Here is a 25,590-nt window from a genome sequence, read left to right as displayed (position 1 = left end):
GGCAACCCTGCCAAGATGCCCGCATGCGTCGATTCCTGCTGCCGCTCGGCCTGATGGTGCTCGCCCTGGCTGCCTGCCAGCCGGCGACGACGCCCGATGCGACGGCGCCCGCCGCACCGACCGATTTCCTTTATGCCGAGCTCGACATCGCCGACCTGCAGTCCCGCATGCAGTCCGGTGAACTCGACAGCCGTCGCCTGACGCAGGCGTACCTGGACCGGATCGCCGCCGTCGACAAGGCGGGGCCTCAGCTGAATGCGGTCATCGAACTGAACCCCGATGCGCTGAAAGAGGCCGCACTGCGCGACGTGGAACGCCGCGCCAATGCCATTCGCGGCCCGCTGCACGGCATCCCGGTCCTGCTGAAGGACAACATCGATGCGGTGCCGATGGCGACGTCGGCCGGTTCCCTGGCGCTCAAGGATTTTCGGCCGGCCAGGGATGCCTTCCTGGTCCGGCGCCTGCGCGACGCGGGTGCCGTCATCCTCGGCAAGGCCAACCTCAGCGAGTGGGCGAACTTCCGCTCATCGCACTCCACCTCGGGCTGGAGCGGCCGTGGCGGGCAGACGCGCAATCCCTATGCACTGGACCGCAATCCGTGCGGATCGAGTTCGGGCAGCGCGGTCGCGGTGTCGGCCAACCTCGTCGCGGTCAGTGTGGGCACCGAGACCGACGGCAGCATCGTCTGCCCTGCCGCGATCAACGGTGTGGTGGGACTGAAGCCGACCGTCGGCCTGGTCAGCCGGCAGGGCATCCTGCCCATCTCGCACAGCCAGGACACCGCCGGCCCCATCGCACGCAATGTGTCGGATGCGGCCTTGCTGCTGGCCGCCCTGGCCGGTCGGGACACCGCGGATGCGGCGACCACCCAGGCCGCCTGGAACACGACCCTCGACTTCAGTGCGCGACTCAAACCCGGCGCACTGAAAGGTGCGCGCATCGGCGTGCTGCGCAGCAAGGCGGTTATCCATCCCGACGCCGCCGCCGCGCTGGACATCGCCATCCAGGTGATGCGTGAGGCAGGCGCGACCGTCGTCGATGCGGAGATTCCCACCGACGGCCAATGGAATGCCGACGAACTCGAGCTGCTGCTGTACGAGTTCAAGCACGGCGTGGAGCGTTATCTCACCGAGCGCCAAGCCCCGCTGACCACGTTGACCCAGTTGATCGGCTACAACGAACGTTACCGCGTCTCCGAAATGCCGTACTTCGGCCAGGAACTGTTCGAGCAGGCGAATGCCAAGGGCGGACTCGGCGAAGCCGCCTACATCACCGCGCGCAGCCGGGCGCGCCGGCTGGCCGGACCTGAGGGCATCGATGCCGCGCTCAAGGCGCAGCAACTCGACGCACTGATCGCGCCGACGACGGGCCCCGCCTGGCTGACCGACCACAAGACCGGCGATCATTTTCCCGGCGCCGGTTACAGCGCAGCGGCCGTGGCGGGGTATCCCAGCCTCACCGTCCCGATGGGCCACAGCGATGGCCTGCCCCTGGGCCTGGTGTTCATGGGAACCGCCTGGAGCGAAGCGCGGCTGATCGCACTGGGCTACGACTACGAACAGCGCACCCGCGCACGCAAGCCCCCCGAGTACTGGCCGACGCTGTCGGCGCGCATGCCGCTGCGCTGAGCGCCGCGAAAGTGTGAGCCGTTTGCGGTGCGGAGATGCTTGCAGCGGTAGCGGGATCGTGGCGTCATAGCCCCACGGCAGCAGCGGGGGGTCTATCGCGTGGAATCTGGCGCGGACCGGGCATCGGAACTGCGGGCGTTCAGCGGGTCGGGCGCCGCTGCCCGGCTGCGGCAGCGCAACCTCGATTCGCTGGCATGGGGCATCCTGGTCATCGCATGCCTGCTGTCGCTGTGGTCCGGTGCCACCCAGTGGCGGCAGGCGCAGGAACACGCCCGCGCGCAGTTCGAGGCGCGCGCCGACGCGATAGCCACCGCGATCTCGGCCAACATGAATGCGTACGAAGACACCGTGCGTGCCGCCGCCGCCGTGCTGGAAGGCCGGCAGGACATCGAACGCGACAGCTTCTACGTATTCGTTGAAAAACTGCAGATGCCGACGCGCCAGGCGGCCGTGCATGGACTCGGGTTCGCGCGTCGCGTGACGCACGCCGAACGCGATGCATACGTCACGACCCAGCGCGCTCGGTACGGCGATGCGTTCGCCATCCACCCTGGGGGCGATCGCAGCGAATACGTGGTGATCGACGTACTCTATCCCGATGTACCGGGCATGCGTCCCCTGCTCGGCCGCGACGTGATGGCCGAAGCCGTGCGCGCGCAGGCCATCGCGTCGGCGCGCGACAGTGGCGAGCTGGCCGCCGCGCCGCTGGTCGCGCTGGGGGATGCCACCAAGGGCAGTACCGGCCTGGCGGGCTTCCTGCTGTACGCGCCGGTGTACGCCGACCCCGTCGCCGCACGCGCCAGCGTGGAGGCACGACGGCGCCTGCTGCGTGGCTTCGCCACCGCCGGCTTCGGTTGGCAACGGGTCGTGGAAGATGCTGTCGGTCGCTCCGGCGGCGACGAGTTCGACCTGCAGTTGCTCGCCCGCGATCACGGTGGCGAGCCGATCTACCAGACACGGGCGTTGCACGACCGCTACCGGGGCGACTGGCAGCCGGCCTTCACCGCTCAGCGCGAACTGCGGCTGCTGGGCAGCGAGTGGCGCCTGGTACTGCAGTCGCCACCGTTGCGCGACGCATTGCCCGGCCTGGCGTCCATCGTGCTGCTGACCGTGTGCGGGATCGGCCTGGGGCTGCTGCTGTTCCTGCTGTTGCAGAACCTGGCGCGGACGGAGCGGCGCAGCCGCGCCCTGCTGGATGCGGTCGCGGACCACCTGCCCGCGCTGATCGCGTATATCGATGGGGATGGCTGCTACGGCTTCGCCAATCGCGCATGCCGCGCGTGGTCCGGCACGCCGACGGATTGGAGCGACAGGCACGTGGACGACGTCCATGCGGACGCTCCCGACTTCCTCGGCTCGCTCAGGCGCGCCATGCAGGACTGCACGCCGGACCACTGGACGACCTGGGAAGGCGAGTTGGGCCGGCCGGCGCGACCGGTTCATCTCTATCTGGTCCCCGACGTGGAGCCCGGCCGCAGGATCGCCGGCTGGTACCTGATGGGGAACGACGTCGGTGAACAGCGGCGCGCACACCGCGAGTTGGCGATGGCGCGCGACCACCTCAAGCGCGTCACCGATCGCCTGCCCGCACTGATTGCCCAATTCGATGCAGCGCACCGTCTGGTTTTCCACAACCGCGCGTTCGCCGACCAGGTCCAGTGGCGCAGTCCCCCCAGGATCGGCACCCACATGCGCGATCTCTTCGGCGAGGACGCCTACCTGCGCCGCATGCCGCAGATCGATGCCGCACTGTCCGGGCGCGATGGCGAGTTCGAAAGCAGCTTCGCCACCGCCGACGGCACCCGGAGCATGCACAGCTTCTATACGCCCGATGTCGACGACACCGGCAAGGTCTGCGGCTTCTTCGTCATGTCCATCGACATCACGGAGAAGGCCCGCCTGGAACACGCGCTGCACGACGCCAACGAACTGGCCGAGGTGACGCTGACGTCGATCAGCGAAGCGGTGATCACCGTCGATATTGAAAGCCGCGTCACTTACATGAACCCCGCCGCGGAAGCGCTGTGCGGCTGGGGACTGGACCAGGCATTGGGGCACCCCCTGGACCAGGTCGCTTCGCTGGTCCGCATCGATACGCAGCCGAATGTCGAGGAACCCCACACGATGGGGCAGCCGGGCGACCTGCAGTTGCTGCGACGCGACGGCAGCCGCATGCTGGTCGAACGTTCGCTGTCGGCCATCCATGACCGCGACGAGCGCATGGTGGGCACCGTGATGGTGTTGCGCGACATCACCGAATCGCGCGCACTCAGCTCGCGCATGACCTTCCTCGCCCACCACGATGTCCTGACCGGGCTGCCGAACCGGCTGCAACTCAACGAGCGGTTGGGCCAGGCGATCACGCACGCCACCAACCATGGCAACGGCATCGCGGTACTGTTCCTCGACCTCGACCTCTTCAAGCACGTCAACGATGCCCTCGGCCACCACACCGGCGATGAACTGCTGCAGCAGGTCGCGCGACGCCTGCAGCGCAACATCGGCAATCTCGGCACCGTGTACCGCACGGGAGGCGACGAGTTCGTCGTGCTGCTGCCGAATGTGGTGACGCGCGACAGCGTGCTGCAGATCGCCGACCGTCTTCTCGCCCTCAGCGGAACGCCCTACACGGTGGCCTCGCACGAACTGCACCAGGCGTTCAGCATCGGCATCAGCCTGTTCCCGGAAGACGGCTACGACGCGGCGACGCTCATGATGCGTGCCGATGCGGCCATGTACCTGGCCAAGCGAAATGGCCGCAACGCCACGCGTTTCTACACGCGCGAGCTGGCATCCAGCGTGGACGCCCGCATCGAACTGGAGAACAGCCTGCGGCGAAGCCTGCGCAACGGCGATCTTTCCCTCCATTACCAGCCGCAGGTCGATCGCCTCACCGGTCGCATCGTCGGGGTCGAGGGCCTCGCACGCTGGCAGCGCGGCGAACGCCTGATGATGCCGGGCGAGTTCCTCCCGATCGCCGAGGAAACCAACCTGATCGTCGACATCGACCAGTGGGCGATCCGCGCCGCGTGCCGGCAGAACCGGATCTGGCAGCAGGCCGGCCTGCCGCCGATCCGCGTGTCGGTCAACATCGCCGCCGCCAACTTCGACACCGACGACCTGGTGGATACGGTGGTCGAGGCGCTGAAGGACAGCGGACTGGCCGCCGAGTTCCTCGAACTGGAAGTCACCGAAACCACGCTGATGCGCGACGTGCAACGCACCGATCGCACCTTGCGCGCACTGAAGGCCCTGGGCGTGCGCATCGCCATCGACGATTTCGGCACCGGCTTCTCGAGCCTCAGCTACCTGGGCAATTACGGATTCAACGTACTGAAGATCGACCAGTCGTTCGTACGCGATGTATCCGAACCGAACCAGGCCGCCATCACCCGCGCCATCATCAGCCTGGCAGCGCAACTGCAGTGCCGCACGATCGCCGAAGGCGTGGAAACGCCGGCGCAGGCCGCGTGGCTGGCCGCCAACGGCTGCGACGAACTACAGGGCAACTACTTCAGCAAGCCGCTGCCGGCCGCCGAATTCGCGAAACTCTATGCCCGTGCCACCACCTGGCATATCCCCCAGCTCGCCCCCAGCGCCGATACGCACTGGTCCTGACGGCGGCGCCCGGGATCAGCGCGCCGACGGGGCTGCCAGCTGGTTCTGCTTGCGCACGATGCACATCGCGATCTCGAGCGACTGCTCGTAGTTGAGGCGCGGATCGACCGTCGAGCGGTAGGCACGCTCCAGGTCCGCATCTGTCAGCTCCCGCGCCCCGCCGGTGCATTCGGTGACGTCTTCACCCGTCAACTCGAGGTGCACGCCACCCAGCCGCGTCCCGGCCGCCGCATGCAGGTCGAACGACTGCTCGACCTCGCTGCGCACGTTGTCGAAGCGACGCGTCTTGAACCCGTTGCTCGTGCTTTCCGTATTGCCGTGCATCGGGTCGCAGACCCAGAGCACGCGACGGCCATCGCGGCGTACCGCGTCCAACAACGGCGGCAGCTTGCCGGCGATCTGCGCGGCACCCATGCGATGGATGAACGTCAGGCGACCCGCTTCGTCTTCGGGATTCAGCACATCGATCAGGCGCAGCAACTGGTCCGGCGTCACCGACGGCCCCACCTTGATCGCGATGGGATTGCGCACGCCGCGCAGGTATTCCACGTGCGCACCATCGACCGCTGCGGTGCGCATGCCGATCCATGGATAGTGCGTGCTGAGGTTGAACCAGCCCCACTGGCGCGGCACCTCGCGGGTGAGCGCTTCCTCATACGGCAGCAGCAGTGCTTCGTGCGAGGTGTAGAAGTCGATCCGGTTGAGGTTGTGCACTTCGGAACCGGACAGGGTCTCCATGAACCTCACCGCGTCGCCGATCGAGGCGACCATCTGCTGGTACTCGGCCGCCAGTGGCGAATAGCCGACCCAGTTGAGGTTCCAGTACTCCGGATGGTGCAGGTCGGCGAAGCCGCCATCGATCAGTGCACGCACGAAGTTCATCGTCATCGCCGAGCGCGCGTGCGCCTTGATCATGCGACGCGGGTCCGGCACGCGCGCTTCCGCCGTGAAGTCCGGCGCATTGACCACGTCGCCGCGATAGCTGGGCAACGTCACGCCATCGCGCGTCTCCATGTCCGCTGACCGCGGCTTGGCATACTGTCCCGCAAACCGGCCCACCCGCACCACCGGCAGCCGCAGGCCATGCACGAGCACCAGGCTCATCTGCAGCAGCACCTTGAGCCGGTTCGAGATAAGCCCGGATTCGCAGTCGCTGAAGTTCTCCGCGCAGTCGCCGCCCTGCAACAGGAAGCGCTTGCCTTCCTGCGCCTCGGCAAGCTGCTTCTTGAGCGCGAAGATCTCCCACGATGTCACCAGCGGCGGCAGCTGGCGCAACTCGCCCAGCGCCGACTCGAGCGCCGCGGCATCGGGATAAGTCGGCATCTGCATCGCCGTCCTTTCCCGCCAGCTGCCCGGCGCCCAGTGGGTCGGGAGAGTGACGGCGCGAAGGTTGCGGTCGGACGGATTCATGGTGGGCTCCTGGGGGCCCACCATCGTGCCAGATTGATGCGCCGCGTCAAATCAGCGGAAGGTCGAGGTCCTGCGCGCGCGAAAGCCGATCCAGAGCGCCCAGATGGCCAGCACCACGAACCACACAAAGCTCCACATCGGCATCGTGAGGCCCAGGAAACTCCAGTCGATGGTGCTGCAGTCGCCCTTGGCGGCAAGCACCTTCTGCAGGACGCCCAGCCAGGTATTGTTCTCGATCATGTAGTCCCAGCCAGGGCCACAACTCGGCATCAGCGGCGGGTATAGCTGGACCCAGACATGACGCCCCGCGATGCCGATGCCCGCGGCGGCCCCCAGGAAGGCGAGCGCGCCGTACATGCGCCGCCCCCCGGGCTTGCGCGGCCCCTGCAACACGCCAAGCAGGAACAACACGCCGGTCGCGGCGAACGCCAGCCGCTGGAAGATGCAGAAAGGACAGGGTTCCAACTGGTGCACGAACTGCACGTACAGCGCATAGCCAAGCAGGCCCGCGCATATGGCGAAACCCAGGAAGCACTGCGCACGGAAACTCCAGCGGAGAGGATTCATCGGCACCCAGGACGTGAGGTCTGTCCGCATTATCCACGCCGATCGGCCGTGACGTCACCCCGCGGCGATCTGACGCATCGGGACAGCCCCTCCGCACGCCGGAAAACAAAAACCCCGGCCGGAGCCGGGGTTTCGGGTATCGCGAGGGTGGCGAGGCTTACTCGACCGCCGCTTCCGGACGGTCCACCAGCTCGACATACGCCATCGGGGCGTTGTCGCCGGCGCGGAAGCCGCACTTCAGGATGCGCAGGTAGCCACCCGGACGCGACTGGTAGCGCGGGCCGAGCGTGGTGAACAGCGTACCGACGGCTTCCTTGTCGCGCAGGCGCGAGAAGGCAAGACGACGATTGGCGACGCCATCGATCTTGCCGAGGGTGATCAGCGGTTCTGCGACACGGCGCAGTTCCTTGGCCTTCGGCAGGGTGGTCTTGATCAGGCCGTGCTTGATGAGCGACGCGGCCATGTTGCGGAACATCGCTTCGCGATGGGCGCTGGTGCGGCTGAACTTGCGGCCGGCTTTCTGGTGGCGCATGGGTTGGATTCCTAAAGAAGAGTGGGACGTTGGACTTCGCTGTCGCCATCCAGGCGTTGCAACTGTGGACTGCGGGTGGTCCTAACCGGCCATCCTTGACCGGAGCGCCGCGGGCCTTCAGGTCCGTCGACGTGGGTGTTGCAGCGAAGCTCCCGCGCGAGCGCGGGAGCTTCGTGTTGCTTCATCAACCGAGCATGCCGTGCTGGGCGACACCGGCCGGCGGCCAGTTTTCCAGCTTCATGCCCAGGGACAGGCCGCGCTGCGCCAGGACTTCCTTGATCTCGGTCAGCGACTTCTTGCCGAGGTTCGGGGTCTTGAGCAGTTCGACTTCCGTCTTCTGGATCAGGTCGCCGATGTAGTAGATGCTCTCGGCCTTCAGGCAGTTGGCCGAACGCACGGTCAGCTCAAGGTCGTCGATCGGGCGCAGCAGCACCGGATCCACGCCACTCGCTGCCTGCTTCGGCGCGCCGCGATCGCGGTGCGTGAAGTCACCGAACACCGACAGCTGGTCGCTGAGGATGTCGGCGGCGGTGCGCACGGCTTCCTCGGCATCGATCGTGCCGTTGGTTTCGATATCCAGGACCAGCTTGTCCAGGTCGGTGCGCTGCTCGACGCGCGCGGCTTCCACCGCGTACGCGACGCGACGGACCGGCGAGAACGAGGCGTCCAGCACCAGGCGACCGATCGCACGGGTTTCTTCATCCGGACGACGACGGGCAGCGGCCGGCTGGTAGCCGAAACCACGCTCGATCTTCAGGCGCATGTTCAGCGCCGTGTCCTTGGTCAGGTTGCAGATGACCAGTTCCGGATTCAGGATCTCGACGTTGTGGTCGGTCTTGATGTCGCCGGCGGTCACCACGCCCGGGCCCTGCTTGGCCAGGCTCAGCGTGGAGGAGTCGCCGCTATGGATGCGGATGGCCACATCCTTCAGGTTCAACAGCACTTCCAGCACGTCTTCCTGCATGCCTTCGATGGTGCTGTATTCGTGCAGCACGCCATCGATCTCGACTTCGGTGATCGCGAAGCCGGGGATCGACGACAGCAGCACGCGGCGCAACGCATTGCCGAGCGTATGCCCGTAACCACGCTCCAGCGGTTCGATGACCACTTTCGCGCGATTGCCGGTCAGGCGCTCGATCTGCGGGCCGCGGGGGCGCAGCACTTGCTGAGTAATACCCGTCATGTTGCTTTGTCTCCTGCGGTCCCCCGGTCGCCCGGGGGTGCGTGAATGAATTACTTCGAGTACAACTCGACGATCAGCGCTTCGTTGATGTCGGCGGGCAGGTCCGAACGCGCCGGAACCGCCTTGAACACGCCGCTGAACTTCTTCGCATCGACTTCAACCCACGACGGGTTCAAGTCGAGCTGCTCGGCGACCGTCAACGACTCCTGCACGCGGAGCTGCTTCTGGGCCTTCTCCGACAGCGCGATCGCGTCGCCAGCCTTGACCTGGTAGGACGGAAGGTTGACCGGCTTGCCGTTGACCAGCACGCCACGGTGCGAGACCAGCTGGCGGGCGGCCGGACGGGTCACGGCGAAGCCCATGCGGTAGATGACGTTGTCGAGGCGGGTTTCCAGCAACTGCAGCAGGTTCTCGCCGGTGTTGCCCTTCTTGGTCGAGGCCTTCTTGTAGTAGTTGCGGAACTGGCGCTCCAGCAGGCCGTAGATACGCTTGACCTTCTGCTTCTCGCGCAGCTGGGTGGCGTAGTCGGACAGCTTGCCCTTGCGGGCGGTGGCGCCGTGCTGGCCGGGCTTCTGCTCCAGCTTGCACTTCGAGTCCAGCGCACGGGCCGGGCTCTTGAGCGACAGGTCGGCGCCTTCACGGCGCGCGAGCTTACAGGTAGGACCGATATAACGAGCCATTTCTTATCGCCCCCTTAGACGCGACGCTTTTTCGGCGGACGGCACCCGTTGTGCGGGATCGGCGTCACGTCGATGATGTTGGTGATCTTGTAGCCCACGTTGTTCAACGAACGCACGGCCGACTCGCGACCCGGACCCGGGCCCTTGATGCGGACTTCCAGCGACTTCACGCCGTAGTCCAGAGCTGCACGGCCTGCCTTTTCGGCAGCGACCTGCGCCGCGAACGGCGTGGACTTGCGGGAACCGCGGAAACCGGCACCACCCGAGGTCGCCCAGGAAAGCGCATTGCCCTGGCGGTCGGTGATGGTGACGATGGTGTTGTTGAAAGAAGCGTGGACGTGGGCGACGCCGTCGGTGATGACGCGCTTGATCTTCTTCTTGACTTTGGCAGCAGCTGGCTTGGCCATGGTGGTCGCCCCTTACTTCTTGATGGCTTTGCGCGGACCCTTGCGGGTACGGGCATTGGTGCGGGTGCGCTGGCCACGCAGCGGCAGGCCGCGACGGTGGCGCAGGCCGCGATAGCAACCCAGGTCCATCAGGCGCTTGATCGCGATGCCGACTTCACGGCGCAGGTCGCCCTCGACCACGTACTTGCCGACTTCGGCGCGCAGGCGCTCGACTTCCGGCTCGGACAGGTCGCGGATCTTGGTGGTCGAGACGACGCCGGCGGCTTCGCAGACCTTCTTGGAACGGGTACGGCCAATGCCGTAGATGCTTTGCAAACCGACCCAGACATGCTTCTGGGCAGGCAGGTTGACACCTGCAATACGCGCCATGACGCGGTTCTCCAACTGTGAGTATTGGCCCGTGTACGGTCATCCCGGGCGGGATTCGCGCAGACAGGCGGAGTGAACTGGAAATTCTAACAAGATCCGGTGTTTACGGGAAGCCCGGGGCGGCAACGCCGACTTCGGACCGGCATGGGGAGTGTGCCCATGCTCCGGCGCCGGAACCTGCCTGGTGCAGGACGGGGGTTTCCCCCTGCCCTACCCGCCCGCGCTACTCTGGCGCAGGGACTGGCCGGTTCGCACCCCCGCACCGGATCGCTGCGGGGGCCGCCCATCTAAGTCAGCCGGCCATGAGGGCCGGACTGGTGCGGGAAGCCCGCGATTATACCTCAGCCCCGGGGGGCAAGACCGCCCCGCGAACCGCCCTTCAAGTTGGCCTTCTTCAGCAGGCTCTCGTACTGGTGGGACATCAGGTGCGCCTGGATCTGCGCGATGAAGTCCATCACCACCACAACCACGATCAACAGCGAGGTGCCACCGAAGTAGAACGAGGTGCCCAGCTGAGTGCGCATGACTTCCGGCAGCAGGCAGACCGCCACCAGGTACATCGAACCGATGGCCGTCAGCCGCGTCAGCACGCCGTCGACGTAGTCGGCGGTAGCCTTGCCCGGGCGGATGCCGGGAATCAGCGCGCCCGACTTCTTCAGGTTCTCCGCGGTTTCCTGCGAGTTGAACACCAGCGCCGTGTAGAAGAACGCGAAGCCGATGATCATCGCCGCAAACACGATCATGTGCAGCGGCTCGCCCGGGGCCAGCGCATTGGAGATGCGCTGCAACCACGTGGTGGCGCCGCTGTTCTGGCCGGACCACATGGCCAGCGTCGCCGGGAAGGCCAGGATGCTGGAGGCAAAGATCGGCGGAATCACGCCGGCCATGTTGAGCTTCAGCGGCAGGAACGACGTCTGGTTCATGTACGCATTGCGACCGCCCTGGCGGCGCGCGTAGTTCACCGTGATCCGCCGCTGGCCGCGTTCCACGAACACCACCAGGAAGGTGAAGCCCAGCACCACCACGGCGATGATCAGCAGCGAGATGAAGCTCAGCGTGCCGTCACGGAACGCGCCGACGGTCTGGATGACCGCGCCCGGCAAGCCGGCCACGATGCCCGCGAAGATGATCAGCGAGACGCCGTTGCCGATGCCACGCTCCGTTACCTGCTCACCCAACCACATCAGGAAGATGGTGCCAGCGGTCAAGGCGACCACCGCGGTCAGAACGAAACCCATGCCCGGCGCGTACACCACCGGCATGCCGCCCGGCGCGACTTGGTTCTGCAACGCGGTGGCGATGCTGCCGCCCTGCACGACCGCCAGCAGCACCGCGCCGATGCGCGAGTACTGGGTGATCTTGCGGCGACCGGATTCGCCTTCCTTCTGCAGCGCCTTCAGGCTCGGGAAGATGTGCACGCCCAGCTGCATCACGATCGACGCCGAGATGTAGGGCATGACGTTGAGCGCGAAGATGCTGAAACGGTGCAGGGCGCCGCCCGAGAACATGTTGAACATGTCCACGATGCCGCCGCCCTGCGCCTGCATCATCGCAAGCATGGCATCGGGATTGACGCCCGGGACCGGGATGAAACAGCCGATCCGGTAGACGATCAGCGCACCCAGCACGAACAGCAGGCGCTGGCGGAGTTCGGTGAACTTGCCTGCGCCTGCCAGCGCACCGGCGGCATTACCCTGCGCCATGCGTCCGTTACTCCTGCACGCTGCCGCCGGCAGCCTCGATGGCGGCCTTGGCACCGGCCGTGGCGGCCACGCCCTTCAGCACGAACTTCTTGGTGAGTTCGCCCTTCTTGACGATCTTGGCGCGCTTGGCGGTGCTGGGGACCAGCTTGGCGGCACGCAGCACGGCGAAGTCGATTTCGCCGGCTTCCAGCTTCTCCAGCTGGTACGACAGCACTTCGGCGCAATCCAGCTTCAGCTTGGAGCGGAAGCCGACCTTCGGCAGACGCTTGATCAGCGGCATCTGGCCGCCTTCGAACTTCGCCTTGATCTTGCCCTTGCCCGCGCGTGCGAACGAACCCTTGTGACCACGACCCGCGGTCTTGCCCAGGCCGGAACCGATACCGCGACCGACGCGGGTGCGTTCGGTACGGGCGCCGTCGGCGGGCTTCAGTGTGTTGAGACGCATGTTGATTACTCCTCGACCTTGACGAGGTAGTGAACCTTGGCGATCAGGCCGCGCACCTGCGGGCTGTCCTTCAGTTCACGCACATCGTTGAGCTTGTTCAGGCCCAGCGCCTTCACCGACAGGCGGTGGCGCGACTGGGAACCACGCAGGCCGCGCACCAGGCGCACCTTGACGGTCTTGTTGGACTCGTTAGCCATTGAGGAGTTCCTCCACCTTCTTGCCGCGCTTGGCCGCGATGCGGGTCGGCGACTGCATGTCGCTCAGGCCCTTCAGCGTGGCGCGAACCAGGTTGATCGGGTTGCGCGAACCGACGGCCTTCGCCAGCACGTTCTTGACGCCCACCGCTTCCAGCACAGCGCGCATGGCGCCGCCGGCGATCACGCCCGTACCTTCCGAGGCCGGCTGCATGAACACGCGGGCCGCACCGTGGCCGGCCTTCACCGGATGCCACAACGTACCGTTGTTCAGGTCGACATTCAGCATGCCCTTGCGGGCGTACTCCATCGACTTCTGGATGGCGACCGGCACTTCGCGCGCCTTGCCGTAACCGAAACCGATCTTGCCGTTGCCGTCACCCACGACCGTCAGCGCGGTGAAGGTGAACTGGCGACCGCCCTTGACGGTCTTGCTGACGCGGTTCACCGCGACCAGCTTCTCGATCATGCCGTCGTCGACTTTCTCTTCGCGGTTGCGGTCGCGATCGCGGCCCCGCGGCTGACGTTCTTCTGCCATTGCTTGAATTCCTTGATTGATGAGGTATGTACGGCGTGGCCGCTTATGGTTGTGGTGTGAAGCGGTGGCGCAACGGTCGATGCAGAAGGTCGACCGCGCCCGGCGCAGCCCGCGCCGGCAGGTCAGGACATGGGGCTGCCCCCATGCCCTTCATACTTAGAACTGCAGGCCGCCTTCGCGGGCCGCATCGGCCAGGGCCTTGATGCGGCCGTGGTAACGGTAGCCCGAACGGTCGAATGCGATCTTCTCGATGCCCTCGGCCTTGGCGCGCTCGGCGATCACCTTGCCCACGCGGGCGGCGGCATCGCTGTTCTTGCCGTTCTTCAGGCCATCCTTCACATCGGCCTGAAGCGTATTCGCCGACGCGATGACCTTGGAGCCATCGGCGGTGAACAGCTGGGCGTAGATATGCTGGCCGGTGCGCAGCACCGACAGGCGCGGGACGCCGAGTTCGCGGATGTGCGCGCGGGTGGACTTGGCGCGGCGCAGGCGGGCGGTGTTCTTGATGCTCATGATCTGGTTCCTCGAAGCCGAAAGCCCGGTTAGGCCTTCTTCGCTTCCTTGCGGATGATGGTTTCGTCGGAGTACTTCACGCCCTTGCCCTTGTAGGGCTCCGGCGGACGGAAACCGCGGATCTTGGCGGCAACTTCACCAACGCGCTGCTTGTCGGCACCCTGCACCAGGATTTCGGTCTGGGTCGGGGTGGCGATGGTGATGCCTTCCGGCGTCTTGAACAGGATCGGATGCGAGAAACCCAGCGACAGGTTCAGGTCCTTGCCCTGCATCGCAGCGCGGTAACCCACGCCGACCAGTTCGAGCTTGCGCTCGAAACCGTCCGACACGCCCTTGACCATGTTGGCCAGGATCGCACGGATGGTGCCGGTGATGGCGTCGTCGGCCGGCGTGACCGGCGACAGGTTCACCGTGCCGTTGTCGACGTTCAGTTCGACACCGGCCGGCTTGGCGATGGACAGGGTGCCCTTCGGGCCCTTGACGTTGAGGGTCTCGCCCTGGGCATTCAGTTCGACGCCCTTGGGGAGATTGATCGGCTTCTTGGCTACGCGGGACATGTCTGGGCTCCTTCGCTTAGGCCACGAAGCACAGCACTTCACCACCAACGCCGGCCGCACGGGCCTGCGCATCGGTCATGATGCCCTTCGAGGTGGAGATGATGGCGACGCCGAGGCCACCGAGGACCTTGGGCAGTTCTGCCTTGCCACGGTACTGGCGCAGGCCCGAACGGGACACGCGGCTCAGCTTCTCGATGACCGGCTTGCCTTCGAAATACTTCAGGACGATCTCGAGCTCGGCCTTGTTGTTCTCGGTCTTCGTCACGCGGACGTCGCCGACATAGCCTTCCGCCTTGAGGACGTTGGCGATCGAGGTCTTGATCTTGGAGGACGGCATCTTCACCGTCGGCTTGCCCACAGCGGCGGCATTGCGAATGCGCACCAGCATGTCGGCGATGGGATCAGTCATGCTCATTAGAGTCTGCCTTATGAGTAGCACCGATATCCGCTTTCGCGAAAATCTTGCGTTGTCCCTGGAAACCCCCAGGCGGGCGGCCGGTTCCCCAGCCCTCCCCCGGCCTGGCCGCGGGAGCCGAACATTGTACAACAACAAGTCCGGCAGGTGCCGGACTTGTCCTCGGAACCGAAGGAGAGCCGGTTCTGGCTCTCCCGGCGTCCTTACCAGCTGGCCTTGCGCAGGCCGGGGACGTCACCGTTCATCGTCGCCTTGCGCAGCATGTTGCGGCCCAGGCCGAACTTGCGGTACACGCCACGCGAACGACCGGACAGCTCACAGCGGTTGCGCTGGCGGCTCGGCGAGGAGTCGCGCGGCAGCTTCTGCAGCTTGACGACCGCATCGGCCTTTTCTTCGTACGAGGCGTTCTGGCTGGAGATGATCTTCTTCAGCGCATCGCGCTTGGCGGCGTACTGCTTGGCCAGCTTTTCCCGCTTGATGTCGCGGTTGACCATCGAGGTCTTTGCCATGATGTCGTTTTCCTAGCGAATCAGTTGCGGAACGGGAACTTGAACGCTTCGAGCAACGCCTTGGCTTCGGCGTCGTTCTTGGCGGTCGTCGTGATGGCGATATCCATGCCGCGGATCGCGTCGACGGCGTCGAAGTCGATTTCCGGGAAGATGATCTGTTCCTTCACGCCCATGTTGTAGTTGCCGCGACCGTCGAACGAACGGCCGGACACGCCACGGAAGTCGCGGACGCGCGGCAGCGAAATGCTGATCAGGCGATCCAGGAATTCGTACATCTTGGCGCGACGCAGGGTGACCTTGCAGCCGATCGGCCAGCCGTCGCGGATCTTGAACGAAGCCACCGACACGCGGGACTTGGTCGTGATCGGCTTCTGGCCGGTGATCTTGGCCAGGTCGGCCACGGCGTTTTCCAGGATCTTCTTGTTGGTCGCCGCCTCACCCACACCCATGTTGATGGTGATCTTGGTGATCTTCGGCACTTCCATCGGATTGGTGTAGCCGAACTTCTTCATCAGAGCCGGCGCCACTTCTTCCTTGTAGATTTTTTCGAGACGAGTGGTCATGTCATTCCTCAGGCGTCGAGCGCCTCACCGCTGGAGCGGAACACACGCAGTTTGCGTCCATCCTCCAGCACCTTGAAACCGATACGCTCGCCCTTGCCCGTTGCCGGGTTGAACAGCGCGACATTGGAGATGTGGATCGAGCGCTCGCTCTCCACCACGCCACCCGCGATACCGGCCTGCGGGTTCGGCTTGGTGTGGCGCTTGACGACGTTGACGTTGGACACGACCACGCGGTCGCCATCCACACGCACCACGTCGCCCTTCTTGCCCTTGTCCTTGCCGGCGGTGACGACGACCTGGTCGCCCTTCTTGATACGGTTAGCCATTTCTTTGTCCTCCGCTCACAGCACTTCAGGCGCGAGCGAAACGATCTTCATGAACTTCTCGGAACGCAGCTCGCGGGTCACGGGCCCGAAGATACGGGTGCCGATCGGCTCCTGCTTGTTGTTCAGCAGGACGGCGGCGTTGCCATCGAAGCGGATCAGCGAACCATCGGGGCGACGGACGCCCTTGCGGGTGCGCACGACGACCGCGTCGTAGACTTCGCCCTTCTTCACCTTGCCGCGCGGGATGGCGTCCTTGACGGTCACCTTGATGATGTCGCCGATGCCGGCGTAACGGCGCTTGGAGCCGCCCAGCACCTTGATGCACATCAGTTCCTTGGCGCCGGAGTTGTCGGCCGCGTCAAGGTAGCTCTGCATCTGGATCATGATTCAGATCTCCTTTTATTCAGCCGCGCGGGTGATGATTTCCACCACGCGCCAGTTCTTGGTCTTGGACATCGGGGCGATCTCGGTCACGCGCACCACGTCGCCTTCCTTGCAGCTGTTGTCCGCGTCGTGCGCGTGCAGCTTGGTGGAACGCTTGATGTACTTGCCGTACAGGGCGTGCTTGACCTGACGCTCCACCAGGATGGTGACCGTCTTGTCCATCTTGTTGCTGACGACGCGGCCTTCGATGGTGCGTTGCGCTTTGTCTTTGTTATCGCTCATCTTGGTCGCTCCTTACTTCTGGCTGCCCAGCAGGGTCTTGACGCGAGCGATCTCGCGGCGGACCCGGCGGGTTTCATGCGTCTTCGGCAGCTGGCCGGTCACCTTCTGCATGCGCAGGGAGAATTGCTCCTTGCGCAGTTCGGTCAGGTGGGCCTTCAGTTCGTCAGCCGACTTCTCGCGGAGTTGCTTGAGTTCCATTAGCGCACCGTCCGGGTCACGAAAGTGGTGGTGACCGACAGCTTGGCCGCGGCCAGGCGGAACGCCTCGCGCGCGATGTCCTCGCTGACGCCTTCGATTTCATAGATCATGCGGCCCGGCTGGATCTGGGCGACCCAGTATTCGACGTTGCCCTTACCGGAACCCATGCGGACTTCGATGGGCTTCTTGGTGATCGGCTTGTCGGGGAACACACGGATCCACATCTTGCCGCCACGCTTCACGTAACGGCTGATGGAACGACGCGCTGCTTCGATCTGGCGCGCGGTCAGCTGACCGTGCGCCGTGGCCTTCAGGCCGTACTCGCCGAAACTGACGAGGTTGCCGCTCCAGCTCAGGCCTTCGTTACGGCCTTTGTGCATCTTGCGGTATTTGGTTCGCTTGGGTTGCAACATGACTGATTACCTCGCGTCGCGGTCACGAGCCGGGCGCGACGGACGTTCGCTGCGCTCGGGGCGCGCGTCGTCCTGCTTCTCCTGACCCACCTGGCTGAAATCGAAGATTTCGCCCTTGTAGACCCACACCTTGATGCCGATGATGCCGTAGGTGGTCTTCGCCTCGGCAAAACCGTAATCGATGTCGGCACGCAGCGTGTGCAGCGGCACGCGGCCTTCGCGGTACCACTCCGAACGGGCGATTTCCGCACCATTCAAGCGGCCGGCCACGTTGACCTTGATGCCCAGGGCACCCAGGCGCATCGCGTTGCCCACGGCACGCTTCATGGCGCGGCGGAACATGATGCGGCGTTCCAGCTGCTGCGCGATCGATTCGGCCACCAGCTGGGCGTCCAGCTCGGGCTTGCGCACTTCGGTGACGTTGATGTGCGCCGGGACGCCCATCAGGTCGCTCACTTCCTTGCGCAGCTTCTCGATGTCCTCACCGCGCTTGCCGATCACGACGCCCGGACGGGCGGTGTGGATGGTCACGCGGGCGGTCTTGGCCGGACGCTCGATCAGGATCTTGGAAATGCCCGCCTGCGCCAGCTTCTTGCGAAGCATCTCGCGCACCTTGAGGTCCGCGGCGAGGTAGTCGGCGTAGTCGCGCTTGTTGGCGAACCACTTGGAATTCCAGTCCTTGGCGATGCCCAGGCGGATACCGGTCGGATGAACTTTGTGACCCATACTTATTTGCCCTCGCCCACGACCACGGTGATGTGGCTGGTGCGCTTCAGAATGCGGGTGCCACGGCCCTTGGCGCGGGCCATGAAACGCTTCAGCATCGGACCTTCGTCGACCATGATGGTCTTGACCTTCAGCTCGTCGACGTCGGCGCCCTGGTTGTTCTCGGCGTTGGCGATGGCGGACTCCACGACCTTCTTGATCAGGTGGGCAGCCTTCTTGTCCGAGAACTTCAGCAGGTTGACGGCGCGCTCGGCCGGCAGGCCACGCACCTGGTCAGCGACCAGGCGGGCTTTCTGGGGGGAGATGCGCGCGGTGCGCAGGATGGCTTTCGCTTCCATGTTCATCTCTCCTTACTTCTTGCCGCCGGCTTTCTTGTCGCCACCGTGACCCTTGAAGGTACGGGTGACGGCAAACTCGCCGAGCTTGTGGCCGACCATGTTCTCGTTGACCAGCACGGGAACGTGGTTCTTGCCATTGTGGATGGCGATCGTGAAGCCCACCATTTCCGGCAGGATCATCGAACGGCGCGACCAGGTCTTGATCGGCTTCTTGCTGCCGCCCGCGGCCTCCACCTTCTTGACGAGGTGGTGATCGACGAACGGGCCCTTCTTGAGTGAACGTGCCATGGTCGATTAGCCCCTACGATCGCGGACGATGAATTGCTGCGTGCGCTTGTTCTTGCGCGTCTTGTAACCCTTGGTCGGGACACCCCACGGGGTGACCGGATGCGGGTTGCCCTGGCCGGCCTTGGCCTCACCACCACCGTGCGGGTGGTCGACGGGGTTCATGGCCGCACCGCGGACGGTCGGCTTGACACCGCGCCAGCGCTTGGCACCGGCCTTGCCGAGCTTCTCCAGGCTGTGCTCGTCGTTGCCGACTTCGCCCACCGTGGCGCGGCACTCGACCTGCACCTTGCGCATTTCGCCGGAGCGGAGGCGCAGCGTGGCGAACCCCTGCTCGCGAGCGACCAGCTGCACGGCGGCGCCGGCGGCGCGGGCGATCTGCGCGCCCTTGCCCGGCTTCAGCTCGATGCCGTGGATCGTCGTACCGACCGGGATGTTGCGCAGCGGCAGCGTGTTGCCGGCCTTGATCGGCGCATCGCTGCCGGCGATGACCTGATCACCGGCCTTCAGGCCCTTCGGGGCGATGATGTAGCGACGCTCGCCATCGACGTAGCACAGCAGCGCGATGTGCGCGGTGCGGTTCGGATCGTATTCGATCCGCTCCACGCGCGCGGGGATGCCTTCCTTGTCGCGCTTGAAGTCGATGAGACGATAGTGCTGCTTGTGGCCACCACCGATATGACGGGTGGTGATGCGACCGTGGTGGTTGCGACCGCCGGACTTGCTCTGCTTCTCGAGCAGCGCAGCATGCGGAGCACCCTTGTGCAGGTCGGGCGTCACCACGCGGACCGCCGAACGGCGACCGGGAGAGGTGGGTTTGAATTTCATCAATGGCATGTGGATCTACCTCAGGCCTTGGCCGACACGTCGATGGCCTGGCCGTCGGCCAGACGCACGTACGCCTTGCGCCAGTCGCCGCGGCGGCCGGCGCGGTTACGGAAGGACTTGTTCTTGCCCTTGACGTTGACCACGTTGACCGTCTCGACCTTGACGTCGAACAGCTGCTCGACCGCGGCCTTCACATCGGCCTTGGTGGCATCGTTCGAGACTTCGAAGACGTATTGATTGGAGAGTTCCTGCAGGCGCACGGTCTTTTCGGAGACGCGCGGAGCACGCAGCACGGCAAAAATCTTTTCGTTGCTGATCATGCCAGCCACTCCTCGATCTTCTTGATGGCGTCGGCCGTGATCAACACGGAGTCGGCACCGACCAGCGCCGCCGGATCCAGACCCTGCACGTCGCGCACTTCCACGTAGGGAAGGTTGCGGGCGGACAGGTAAAGGTGCTCGGAAGCATCTTCGGTGACGATCAGCGGACGCTTGCCGAGCTCGAAGCCCTTCAGCTTCTCGACCAGGGCGCTGGTCTTGGTGGCGTCCACGTCGAACGCTTCCACGACCTTCAGGCGGTTCTGGCGGTTGAGCTCGGACAGGATCGAGCTGATGGCCGCACGGTACATCTTGCGGTTGACCTTCTGCGCGAAGCTGCGCGGCTTGGCCGCGAAAGTCACGCCGCCGCCCACGAAGATCGGCGCGGTCAGGGCGCCGTGACGGGCACCGCCGCCCTTCTGCTTCTTGGACTTCTTGGTGGTGCCGTTCACTTCGGCGCGCGTCTTCTGCGCCTTGGTGCCGGCACGACCGGCGTTGCGGTAGGCAACGACGACCTGGTGGACCAGATCCTCGCTGAATTCACGGCCGAACACGTCGTCGGAGACCGACAGCTTGTTGGCGCTACCTGTAATGGCTAGTTCCATGGTCGTTCTCCTCAACCCTTGCTTGCCGGACGCACGATCACGTCACCACCCGGCGCACCCGGCACGGCGCCGCGAACGGCGATCAGGCCGCGCTCGGCGTCCACGCGGACGACTTCCAGGTTCTGCGTGCTCTGCTGCACGGCACCCATGTGGCCGGACATTTTCTTGCCCGGGAACACTCGGCCCGGCGTCTGGCGCTGACCCAGCGAACCCGGCGCGCGATGCGACAGCGAGTTACCGTGGGTGGCGTCGCCCATGCGGAAGTTCCAGCGCTTGATGGTGCCCTGGAAGCCCTTGCCCTTGGTGACACCCTGGACGTCGACGATCTGGCCGACTTCGAAGATGTCGGCCTTGATCTCGCCGCCGACGGTGAAGTCGCCCAGCTTGTCGGCTTCCACGCGCAGTTCCCAGAGGCCGCGGCCGGCTTCGACCTTGGCCTTGGCCAGGTGACCGGCAACAGGCTTGGTGACGAGCGAGGCGCGGCGGGTACCGACGGCAACCTGCACGGCGCTGTAGCCGTCGGTTTCCGGGGTCTTGATCTGGGTGATGCGGTTCGGGGTTGCTTCGATCAGCGTCACCGGGATGGACTTGCCATCTTCGGTGAACACGCGGGTCATGCCAGCCTTGCGGCCGACGAGACCCAACGAATATTTCTTCGCGGTCATGGTCGTGGGCCTCAGGTCAACTTGATCTGCACGTCGACGCCAGCCGCGAGTTCGAGCTTCATCAGCGCGTCCACGGTCTTGTCGTTCGGGTCGACGATGTCGAGCACGCGCTTGTGCGTGCGGGTTTCGTACTGGTCACGCGCGTCCTTGTCGACGTGCGGGGAAACCAGGATGGTGTAGCGCTCGATCTTGGTCGGCAGCGGGATCGGGCCGCGCACTTGCGCGCCGGTCCGCTTGGCTGTCTCGACGATCTCGCTGGCCGAGCGGTCGATCAGACGATGATCGTACGCCTTGAGCCGGATTCGGATCTTTTGGTCCGCCATGACGGTGTTCCTTCGTTAAAGAGCGACGGGCGCGGCCTCTGGGATGCCTTGCCCCGGTTAGTCCAAGCTGTTCCAGTTCCCCGCCGGCCGCGTGGACTCCACGGTCGGATAGCGCCGGAATCGGCTGGGGATCTTCCTGAAAAACTAGGCAGGCCGGTAAACCGGCCCGCCCAGACATGAAAGTATAGGACGCGTGACAGGCCCCGTCAACCACCGGGGCACCCCGCCTCGGCCCGAGGGCCGGCAGGAAGGCACGCGACACTCCGTGTCTGGCGAACACGAGGCGCTTCCTGCACCTCTTTTCGCGGTAGAACCAGCGGCCTCCCAGGGGGCGCTGGCGGATCATGCGAGTCCTGTCGGGCCAGGAGGCCCTCAAGGGGCGCGCATAATAGCGCAGGTTCTGCTGTTTTGCAGCATCCATCGCGCGAAACGAATGGATTTCTGCAAAAAATAGGCGGACCGAGGTCCGGTCCGCCCTTGTCGCTTCATCAGGCGCTGGATCCCAGCCTGCGCGGGAATGACGGCCCAAGGAAGCCGGACGGGCTGGCCCGTCCGGATCAGGACGTCACTTGATGATCTTGGCCACCACGCCGGCGCCGACCGTACGGCCGCCTTCGCGGATCGCGAAACGCAGGCCTTCGTCCATCGCCACCGGGTTGATCAGGGTGACCACCATCTTGATGTTGTCGCCCGGCATGACCATTTCCACGCCTTCCGGCAGCGTCACCGCACCGGTGATGTCGGTCGTGCGGAAGTAGAACTGCGGACGGTAGCCCTTGAAGAACGGGGTGTGACGGCCGCCTTCGTCCTTGCTCAGCACGTAGACTTCGGCTTCGAACTCGGTGTGCGGGGTGATCGAACCCGGCTTGGCCAGCACCTGGCCACGCTCAACGTCGTCACGCTTGGTGCCGCGCAGCAGCAGACCGGCGTTGTCGCCCGCCTGGCCCTGGTCCAGCAGCTTGCGGAACATTTCCACGCCCGTGACCGTGGTCTTCTGGGTCGGACGGATACCGACGATCTCGATTTCCTCGCCCACCTTGATCACGCCGCGCTCGATACGGCCGGTCACCACGGTGCCGCGGCCCGAGATCGAGAACACGTCTTCCACCGGCATCAAGAACGGCTTGTCGACGTCACGCTCCGGGGTCGGGATCCAGGTGTCCAGCGCATCGACCAGCTTCAGGATCGCCGGCACGCCGATCTCGCTCTGGTCGCCTTCCAGCGCCAGGCGGGCCGAGCCCGAGATGATCGGGGTGTCGTCGCCCGGGAACTCGTACTTGCTCAGCAGCTCGCGGACTTCCATCTCCACCAGCTCCAGCAGCTCGGCGTCGTCCACCATGTCGGCCTTGTTCAGGAACACGACGATGTACGGCACGCCCACCTGGCGCGACAGCAGGATGTGCTCGCGCGTCTGCGGCATCGGGCCGTCGGCGGCCGAGCACACCAGGATCGCGCCGTCCATCTGGGCAGCACCGGTGATCATGTTCTTCACGTAGTCGGCGTGGCCCGGGCAATCCACGTGCGCGTAGTGGCGCGAAGCGGATTCATATTCCACGTGGGCCGTGGAGATCGTGATGCCGCGCGCCTTCTCTTCCGGCGCCGCGTCGATCGCGTCATAGGCCTTGAACTCGCCACCGAAACGCTCCGCGCCGATCTTCGTCAGCGCCGCCGTCAGCGTCGTCTTGCCGTGGTCAACGTGACCAATCGTGCCCACGTTAACGTGGGGCTTGGTGCGTTCGAACTTACCCTTTGCCATTGTCTTCTACCTTGTTATGCGTGATTCGTGACGGGAATGCAGGGTACGCGACCGCGACACCCTGCCCCATTGCTCAGTTCTTCTTGACGACCGCGTCGGCGATATTGGCCGGCGCTTCCGCGTAGTGGTCGAACTCCATCGAGAACGTCGCGCGACCCTGCGACATCGAACGCAGCGTGGTGGCGTAGCCGAACATTTCGCCCAGCGGCACCATCGCAGCGATCACCTTGCCGGACGGACTGTCGTCCTGGCCCTGCAGGATGCCGCGACGACGGCTCACGTCGCCCATCACGTCGCCCAAATAATCTTCCGGGGTGACGATCTCGACCTTCATCATCGGCTCCAGCAGGACCGGCTGGGCCTTGCTGAAAGCTTCCTTGAACGCCATCGAGCCAGCGACCTTGAACGCCATTTCATTGGAGTCGACGTCATGGAACGAACCGTCGACCGCCTTGATGGCGATGTCGACCACCGGGAAGCCGGCCAGCGGGCCGCTCTTCATGGCGTCTTCAATGCCCTTGCCCGCAGCAGCGACGTATTCCTTCGGCACCACGCCACCGACGATGGCGCTCTCGTACGAGAAGCCCACACCGCGCTCGACCGGCGACATTTCGATGACGATGTGGCCGTACTGGCCGCGACCGCCCGACTGACGCACGAACTTGCCGTCCTGCTTGACCGACTTGCGGATCGTCTCGCGGTACGCCACCTGCGGCTTGCCGACGTTGGCTTCCACGTTGAACTCGCGCTTCATGCGGTCCACCAGGATTTCCAGGTGCAGCTCGCCCATGCCCGAGATGATCGTCTGGCCGGATTCTTCGTCCGTCTTGACGCGGAACGAGGGATCTTCCTGCGCCAGGCGGCCGAGGGCCAGGCCCATCTTCTCCTGGTCGGACTTGGTCTTCGGCTCCACCGCCATCGAGATGACGGGCTCCGGGAACACCATGCGCTCCAGGGTGATGATGTGGTCGAGCGAGCACAGCGTATCGCCGGTGGTGACGTCCTTCAGGCCGACCGCTGCGGCGATGTCGCCCGCGCGCACTTCCTTGATCTCGTCGCGCTGGTTGGAGTGCATCTGCAGGATGCGACCCACGCGCTCCTTCTTCGACTTGACCGGGTTGTACACGGCGTCGCCGGAGTTCAGCACGCCCGAGTAGACGCGGAAGAACGTCAGCGAACCCACGAACGGGTCCGTCATGATCTTGAACGCCAGCGCCGAGAACGGCTCGTTGTCGCCCGCCTTGCGACTGTCTTCCTTCTCGTTCTCGTCGATGCCCTGGACCGGCGGACGATCGGTCGGCGACGGCAGCAGCTGGATCACGCCGTCGAGCATGGCCTGCACGCCCTTGTTCTTGAACGCGGAGCCGCAGTAGACCGGAATCACTTCCACCTTCAGCGTGCGCTCGCGCAGGCCGGCGATGATCTCGGCTTCGGACAGATCGCCCTCGTTGAGGTACTTGTCCATCAGTTCTTCGCTGGCTTCGGCAGCCGCTTCGACCATGAAGGCGCGATCCGTCGCGGCTTTGTCAGCCAGCTCGGCGGGAATGTCGCGGTACTCGAACTTGGTGCCCTGGGAAGCGACATCCCAATGGATGTACTTCATCTTCAGCAGGTCGATGACGCCCTCGAAGCCGTCTTCGGCGCCGACCGGCACCTGCATCGGCACCGGGTACGCGCCCAGGCGGGTCTTCAGCTGGTCGACGACCTTGAAGAAGTCGGCACCGGTACGGTCCATCTTGTTGACGAACGCAAGACGCGGCACGGCGTATTTGTTGGCCTGGCGCCACACGGTCTCGGACTGCGGCTGCACGCCGCCAACGGCGCACAGCACGAACACCGCGCCGTCGAGCACGCGCAGCGAACGCTCGACTTCGATGGTGAAGTCGACGTGGCCGGGGGTATCGATGATGTTGAAGCGGTGCTGCGGCAGGGACTTGTCCATGCCGGTCCAGAACGCCGTGGTGGCGGCGGACGTGATCGTGATGCCGCGCTCCTGCTCCTGCTCCATCCAGTCCATGGTCGCGGCACCGTCGTGCACTTCACCGATCTTGTGGCTGACGCCGGTGTAGAACAGGATGCGCTCGGACGTGGTGGTCTTGCCGGCGTCGATGTGCGCCATGATGCCGAAATTGCGGTAACGCTCGATGGGAGTGGTGCGAGCCACGACAGTCTCTCTTTTCTGATGGAGGGCCGGCGGGATGCCAGGGCCTTCCGTGGAGGGCGGATCTTCAGATGGCCGAATGCCGCCTTTCGGCGGCCTTCGGGGCGGGGCGCCAAACTGCGCCCCAGGGACACCTAGATGGTGTCGGAGGC

General features: G+C 65.0%; 33 protein-coding genes. 2 read left to right on the top strand and 31 right to left on the bottom strand.

What is annotated here, in order from left to right; translation table 11 throughout:
• Positions 1–23 precede the first annotated feature (23 nt).
• Both ACSQ19_RS12200 and ACSQ19_RS12195 read left to right on the top strand, forming a co-directional pair.
• The gene (locus tag ACSQ19_RS12200; protein WP_435997252.1) at positions 24–1,628 is read left to right on the top strand and encodes an amidase; all 1,605 of its coding nucleotides are present in this window, start codon (positions 24–26) and stop codon (positions 1,626–1,628) included.
• Between the two features lie 99 nt (positions 1,629–1,727).
• Positions 1,728–5,246, top strand: coding sequence for a bifunctional diguanylate cyclase/phosphodiesterase (locus tag ACSQ19_RS12195; RefSeq protein ID WP_435997250.1), 3,519 nt, complete (start codon positions 1,728–1,730; stop codon positions 5,244–5,246).
• Positions 5,247–5,261: 15 nt separating this feature from the next.
• Here ACSQ19_RS12195 and ACSQ19_RS12190 read toward each other — a convergent pair whose 3' ends face one another.
• The 31 genes from ACSQ19_RS12190 to fusA form a co-directional block, all read right to left on the bottom strand.
• Positions 5,262–6,656 carry a class II 3-deoxy-7-phosphoheptulonate synthase gene (locus ACSQ19_RS12190; RefSeq protein ID WP_435997248.1) on the bottom strand — a complete coding sequence of 465 codons (1,395 nt, stop codon included), beginning with the start codon at positions 6,654–6,656 and terminating at the stop codon, positions 5,262–5,264.
• A 51-nt stretch (positions 6,657–6,707) separates the two neighbouring features.
• Positions 6,708–7,223 (bottom strand): disulfide bond formation protein B, encoded by a 516-nt coding sequence (locus ACSQ19_RS12185; protein WP_435997246.1) that lies wholly within the window; start codon positions 7,221–7,223, stop codon positions 6,708–6,710.
• A 157-nt stretch (positions 7,224–7,380) separates the two neighbouring features.
• Complete coding sequence (gene rplQ / locus ACSQ19_RS12180; RefSeq protein ID WP_435997244.1) at positions 7,381–7,755, bottom strand: 50S ribosomal protein L17; 375 nt, start codon at positions 7,753–7,755, stop codon at positions 7,381–7,383.
• A gap of 184 nt (positions 7,756–7,939) precedes the next feature.
• Positions 7,940–8,938, bottom strand: a complete 999-nt coding sequence (locus tag ACSQ19_RS12175) for a DNA-directed RNA polymerase subunit alpha (RefSeq protein ID WP_056878832.1) — start codon at positions 8,936–8,938, stop codon at positions 7,940–7,942.
• Between the two features lie 50 nt (positions 8,939–8,988).
• Positions 8,989–9,618 carry a 30S ribosomal protein S4 gene (gene rpsD / locus ACSQ19_RS12170; protein WP_055941309.1) on the bottom strand — a complete coding sequence of 210 codons (630 nt, stop codon included), beginning with the start codon at positions 9,616–9,618 and terminating at the stop codon, positions 8,989–8,991.
• Positions 9,619–9,632: 14 nt separating this feature from the next.
• Positions 9,633–10,025: a 30S ribosomal protein S11 gene (gene rpsK / locus ACSQ19_RS12165; RefSeq protein ID WP_055941307.1), complete on the bottom strand. Its 393-nt coding sequence runs from the start codon at positions 10,023–10,025 to the stop codon at positions 9,633–9,635.
• Between the two features lie 12 nt (positions 10,026–10,037).
• Positions 10,038–10,394 (bottom strand): 30S ribosomal protein S13, encoded by a 357-nt coding sequence (gene rpsM, locus ACSQ19_RS12160; protein WP_056878872.1) that lies wholly within the window; start codon positions 10,392–10,394, stop codon positions 10,038–10,040.
• A gap of 341 nt (positions 10,395–10,735) precedes the next feature.
• Positions 10,736–12,097: a preprotein translocase subunit SecY gene (gene secY, locus ACSQ19_RS12155; protein WP_296279028.1), complete on the bottom strand. Its 1,362-nt coding sequence runs from the start codon at positions 12,095–12,097 to the stop codon at positions 10,736–10,738.
• Between the two features lie 7 nt (positions 12,098–12,104).
• Positions 12,105–12,548 (bottom strand): 50S ribosomal protein L15, encoded by a 444-nt coding sequence (gene rplO / locus ACSQ19_RS12150; protein ID WP_436000971.1) that lies wholly within the window; start codon positions 12,546–12,548, stop codon positions 12,105–12,107.
• Positions 12,548–12,739, bottom strand: a complete 192-nt coding sequence (rpmD, locus tag ACSQ19_RS12145) for a 50S ribosomal protein L30 (protein ID WP_055941302.1) — start codon at positions 12,737–12,739, stop codon at positions 12,548–12,550. The genes rplO and rpmD overlap by 1 nt, the downstream gene beginning before the upstream one ends.
• Positions 12,732–13,274, bottom strand: a complete 543-nt coding sequence (rpsE, locus tag ACSQ19_RS12140; protein ID WP_055941300.1) for a 30S ribosomal protein S5 — start codon at positions 13,272–13,274, stop codon at positions 12,732–12,734. The genes rpmD and rpsE overlap by 8 nt, the downstream gene beginning before the upstream one ends.
• A 156-nt stretch (positions 13,275–13,430) precedes the next feature.
• Positions 13,431–13,787: a 50S ribosomal protein L18 gene (gene rplR / locus ACSQ19_RS12135; RefSeq protein WP_055941298.1), complete on the bottom strand. Its 357-nt coding sequence runs from the start codon at positions 13,785–13,787 to the stop codon at positions 13,431–13,433.
• A 29-nt stretch (positions 13,788–13,816) separates the two neighbouring features.
• Positions 13,817–14,344 (bottom strand): 50S ribosomal protein L6, encoded by a 528-nt coding sequence (rplF, locus tag ACSQ19_RS12130; protein ID WP_192201780.1) that lies wholly within the window; start codon positions 14,342–14,344, stop codon positions 13,817–13,819.
• Positions 14,345–14,360: 16 nt separating this feature from the next.
• A complete protein-coding gene (rpsH, locus tag ACSQ19_RS12125; RefSeq protein WP_093296356.1) occupies positions 14,361–14,759 on the bottom strand; it encodes a 30S ribosomal protein S8 in 399 nt (132 codons plus the stop codon).
• 203 nt (positions 14,760–14,962) lie between these two features.
• The gene (gene rpsN, locus ACSQ19_RS12120; protein WP_062352415.1) at positions 14,963–15,268 is read right to left on the bottom strand and encodes a 30S ribosomal protein S14; all 306 of its coding nucleotides are present in this window, start codon (positions 15,266–15,268) and stop codon (positions 14,963–14,965) included.
• A 20-nt stretch (positions 15,269–15,288) separates the two neighbouring features.
• Positions 15,289–15,831 (bottom strand): 50S ribosomal protein L5, encoded by a 543-nt coding sequence (gene rplE, locus ACSQ19_RS12115; RefSeq protein WP_055941290.1) that lies wholly within the window; start codon positions 15,829–15,831, stop codon positions 15,289–15,291.
• Positions 15,832–15,839: 8 nt separating this feature from the next.
• The gene (rplX, locus tag ACSQ19_RS12110) at positions 15,840–16,157 is read right to left on the bottom strand and encodes a 50S ribosomal protein L24 (protein ID WP_162338026.1); all 318 of its coding nucleotides are present in this window, start codon (positions 16,155–16,157) and stop codon (positions 15,840–15,842) included.
• A 15-nt stretch (positions 16,158–16,172) separates the two neighbouring features.
• On the bottom strand, positions 16,173–16,541 hold the full coding sequence (gene rplN / locus ACSQ19_RS12105) for a 50S ribosomal protein L14 (RefSeq protein WP_013535986.1): 369 nt from the start codon (positions 16,539–16,541) through the stop codon (positions 16,173–16,175).
• Positions 16,542–16,556: 15 nt separating this feature from the next.
• The gene (rpsQ, locus tag ACSQ19_RS12100) at positions 16,557–16,823 is read right to left on the bottom strand and encodes a 30S ribosomal protein S17 (RefSeq protein ID WP_055941286.1); all 267 of its coding nucleotides are present in this window, start codon (positions 16,821–16,823) and stop codon (positions 16,557–16,559) included.
• 12 nt (positions 16,824–16,835) lie between these two features.
• Positions 16,836–17,021: a 50S ribosomal protein L29 gene (gene rpmC / locus ACSQ19_RS12095; RefSeq protein ID WP_055941284.1), complete on the bottom strand. Its 186-nt coding sequence runs from the start codon at positions 17,019–17,021 to the stop codon at positions 16,836–16,838.
• Complete coding sequence (rplP, locus tag ACSQ19_RS12090) at positions 17,021–17,434, bottom strand: 50S ribosomal protein L16 (RefSeq protein ID WP_055941282.1); 414 nt, start codon at positions 17,432–17,434, stop codon at positions 17,021–17,023. Before rplP ends, rpmC begins: the two co-directional genes overlap by 1 nt.
• 6 nt (positions 17,435–17,440) lie before the next feature.
• Positions 17,441–18,160, bottom strand: a complete 720-nt coding sequence (gene rpsC, locus ACSQ19_RS12085) for a 30S ribosomal protein S3 (RefSeq protein WP_056878821.1) — start codon at positions 18,158–18,160, stop codon at positions 17,441–17,443.
• A 2-nt stretch (positions 18,161–18,162) separates the two neighbouring features.
• Positions 18,163–18,498 (bottom strand): 50S ribosomal protein L22, encoded by a 336-nt coding sequence (rplV, locus tag ACSQ19_RS12080; protein WP_055943295.1) that lies wholly within the window; start codon positions 18,496–18,498, stop codon positions 18,163–18,165.
• A gap of 12 nt (positions 18,499–18,510) precedes the next feature.
• On the bottom strand, positions 18,511–18,786 hold the full coding sequence (gene rpsS / locus ACSQ19_RS12075; RefSeq protein WP_055941277.1) for a 30S ribosomal protein S19: 276 nt from the start codon (positions 18,784–18,786) through the stop codon (positions 18,511–18,513).
• Between the two features lie 6 nt (positions 18,787–18,792).
• Entirely contained in the window at positions 18,793–19,620 is an 828-nt protein-coding gene (gene rplB / locus ACSQ19_RS12070; protein WP_056878819.1) for a 50S ribosomal protein L2, read from the bottom strand.
• Positions 19,621–19,631: 11 nt separating this feature from the next.
• Positions 19,632–19,931, bottom strand: a complete 300-nt coding sequence (gene rplW, locus ACSQ19_RS12065; RefSeq protein ID WP_055941273.1) for a 50S ribosomal protein L23 — start codon at positions 19,929–19,931, stop codon at positions 19,632–19,634.
• Complete coding sequence (gene rplD, locus ACSQ19_RS12060; protein ID WP_296279009.1) at positions 19,928–20,533, bottom strand: 50S ribosomal protein L4; 606 nt, start codon at positions 20,531–20,533, stop codon at positions 19,928–19,930. Before rplD ends, rplW begins: the two co-directional genes overlap by 4 nt.
• Positions 20,534–20,544: 11 nt before the next feature.
• On the bottom strand, positions 20,545–21,198 hold the full coding sequence (gene rplC, locus ACSQ19_RS12055) for a 50S ribosomal protein L3 (protein ID WP_245087928.1): 654 nt from the start codon (positions 21,196–21,198) through the stop codon (positions 20,545–20,547).
• An 11-nt stretch (positions 21,199–21,209) separates the two neighbouring features.
• The gene (gene rpsJ, locus ACSQ19_RS12050; RefSeq protein ID WP_027070119.1) at positions 21,210–21,521 is read right to left on the bottom strand and encodes a 30S ribosomal protein S10; all 312 of its coding nucleotides are present in this window, start codon (positions 21,519–21,521) and stop codon (positions 21,210–21,212) included.
• A gap of 565 nt (positions 21,522–22,086) precedes the next feature.
• Positions 22,087–23,277 (bottom strand): elongation factor Tu, encoded by a 1,191-nt coding sequence (gene tuf / locus ACSQ19_RS12045; RefSeq protein ID WP_192272445.1) that lies wholly within the window; start codon positions 23,275–23,277, stop codon positions 22,087–22,089.
• Between the two features lie 73 nt (positions 23,278–23,350).
• Positions 23,351–25,441 carry an elongation factor G gene (fusA, locus tag ACSQ19_RS12040; RefSeq protein ID WP_192310115.1) on the bottom strand — a complete coding sequence of 697 codons (2,091 nt, stop codon included), beginning with the start codon at positions 25,439–25,441 and terminating at the stop codon, positions 23,351–23,353.
• Positions 25,442–25,590: the final 149 nt, after the last annotated feature.

The sequence above is a fragment of the Pseudoxanthomonas sp. LjRoot127 genome (genome assembly GCF_964253495.1).
Lineage (GTDB): Bacteria > Pseudomonadota > Gammaproteobacteria > Xanthomonadales > Xanthomonadaceae > Pseudoxanthomonas_A.
This window is presented reverse-complemented; position numbering and strand designations above follow the sequence as displayed.

Bases quoted from the DNA above. Each gene is read 5' to 3' on its own strand.
- ACSQ19_RS12200 (WP_435997252.1), top strand. From the start codon at position 24: ATGCGTCGATTCCTGCTGCCGCTCGGCCTGATGGTGCTCGCCCTGGCT.
- ACSQ19_RS12190 (WP_435997248.1), bottom strand. From the start codon at position 6,656: ATGAATCCGTCCGACCGCAACCTTCGCGCCGTCACTCTCCCGACCCAC.
- ACSQ19_RS12185 (WP_435997246.1), bottom strand. From the start codon at position 7,223: ATGAATCCTCTCCGCTGGAGTTTCCGTGCGCAGTGCTTCCTGGGTTTC.
- rplQ (WP_435997244.1), bottom strand. From the start codon at position 7,755: ATGCGCCACCAGAAAGCCGGCCGCAAGTTCAGCCGCACCAGCGCCCAT.
- ACSQ19_RS12175 (WP_056878832.1), bottom strand. From the start codon at position 8,938: ATGACGGGTATTACTCAGCAAGTGCTGCGCCCCCGCGGCCCGCAGATC.
- rpsD (WP_055941309.1), bottom strand. From the start codon at position 9,618: ATGGCTCGTTATATCGGTCCTACCTGTAAGCTCGCGCGCCGTGAAGGC.
- rpsK (WP_055941307.1), bottom strand. From the start codon at position 10,025: ATGGCCAAGCCAGCTGCTGCCAAAGTCAAGAAGAAGATCAAGCGCGTC.
- rpsM (WP_056878872.1), bottom strand. From the start codon at position 10,394: ATGGCGCGTATTGCAGGTGTCAACCTGCCTGCCCAGAAGCATGTCTGG.
- secY (WP_296279028.1), bottom strand. From the start codon at position 12,097: ATGGCGCAGGGTAATGCCGCCGGTGCGCTGGCAGGCGCAGGCAAGTTC.
- rpmD (WP_055941302.1), bottom strand. From the start codon at position 12,739: ATGGCTAACGAGTCCAACAAGACCGTCAAGGTGCGCCTGGTGCGCGGC.
- rpsE (WP_055941300.1), bottom strand. From the start codon at position 13,274: ATGGCAGAAGAACGTCAGCCGCGGGGCCGCGATCGCGACCGCAACCGC.
- rplR (WP_055941298.1), bottom strand. From the start codon at position 13,787: ATGAGCATCAAGAACACCGCCCGCCTGCGCCGCGCCAAGTCCACCCGC.
- rplF (WP_192201780.1), bottom strand. From the start codon at position 14,344: ATGTCCCGCGTAGCCAAGAAGCCGATCAATCTCCCCAAGGGCGTCGAA.
- rpsH (WP_093296356.1), bottom strand. From the start codon at position 14,759: ATGAGCATGACTGATCCCATCGCCGACATGCTGGTGCGCATTCGCAAT.
- rpsN (WP_062352415.1), bottom strand. From the start codon at position 15,268: ATGGCAAAGACCTCGATGGTCAACCGCGACATCAAGCGGGAAAAGCTG.
- rplE (WP_055941290.1), bottom strand. From the start codon at position 15,831: ATGACCACTCGTCTCGAAAAAATCTACAAGGAAGAAGTGGCGCCGGCT.
- rplX (WP_162338026.1), bottom strand. From the start codon at position 16,157: ATGGCTAACCGTATCAAGAAGGGCGACCAGGTCGTCGTCACCGCCGGC.
- rplN (WP_013535986.1), bottom strand. From the start codon at position 16,541: ATGATCCAGATGCAGAGCTACCTTGACGCGGCCGACAACTCCGGCGCC.
- rpsQ (WP_055941286.1), bottom strand. From the start codon at position 16,823: ATGAGCGATAACAAAGACAAAGCGCAACGCACCATCGAAGGCCGCGTC.
- rpmC (WP_055941284.1), bottom strand. From the start codon at position 17,021: ATGGAACTCAAGCAACTCCGCGAGAAGTCGGCTGACGAACTGAAGGCC.
- rplP (WP_055941282.1), bottom strand. From the start codon at position 17,434: ATGTTGCAACCCAAGCGAACCAAATACCGCAAGATGCACAAAGGCCGT.
- rpsC (WP_056878821.1), bottom strand. From the start codon at position 18,160: ATGGGTCACAAAGTTCATCCGACCGGTATCCGCCTGGGCATCGCCAAG.
- rplV (WP_055943295.1), bottom strand. From the start codon at position 18,498: ATGGAAGCGAAAGCCATCCTGCGCACCGCGCGCATCTCCCCCCAGAAA.
- rpsS (WP_055941277.1), bottom strand. From the start codon at position 18,786: ATGGCACGTTCACTCAAGAAGGGCCCGTTCGTCGATCACCACCTCGTC.
- rplB (WP_056878819.1), bottom strand. From the start codon at position 19,620: ATGCCATTGATGAAATTCAAACCCACCTCTCCCGGTCGCCGTTCGGCG.
- rplW (WP_055941273.1), bottom strand. From the start codon at position 19,931: ATGATCAGCAACGAAAAGATTTTTGCCGTGCTGCGTGCTCCGCGCGTC.
- rplD (WP_296279009.1), bottom strand. From the start codon at position 20,533: ATGGAACTAGCCATTACAGGTAGCGCCAACAAGCTGTCGGTCTCCGAC.
- rplC (WP_245087928.1), bottom strand. From the start codon at position 21,198: ATGACCGCGAAGAAATATTCGTTGGGTCTCGTCGGCCGCAAGGCTGGC.
- rpsJ (WP_027070119.1), bottom strand. From the start codon at position 21,521: ATGGCGGACCAAAAGATCCGAATCCGGCTCAAGGCGTACGATCATCGT.
- tuf (WP_192272445.1), bottom strand. From the start codon at position 23,277: ATGGCAAAGGGTAAGTTCGAACGCACCAAGCCCCACGTTAACGTGGGC.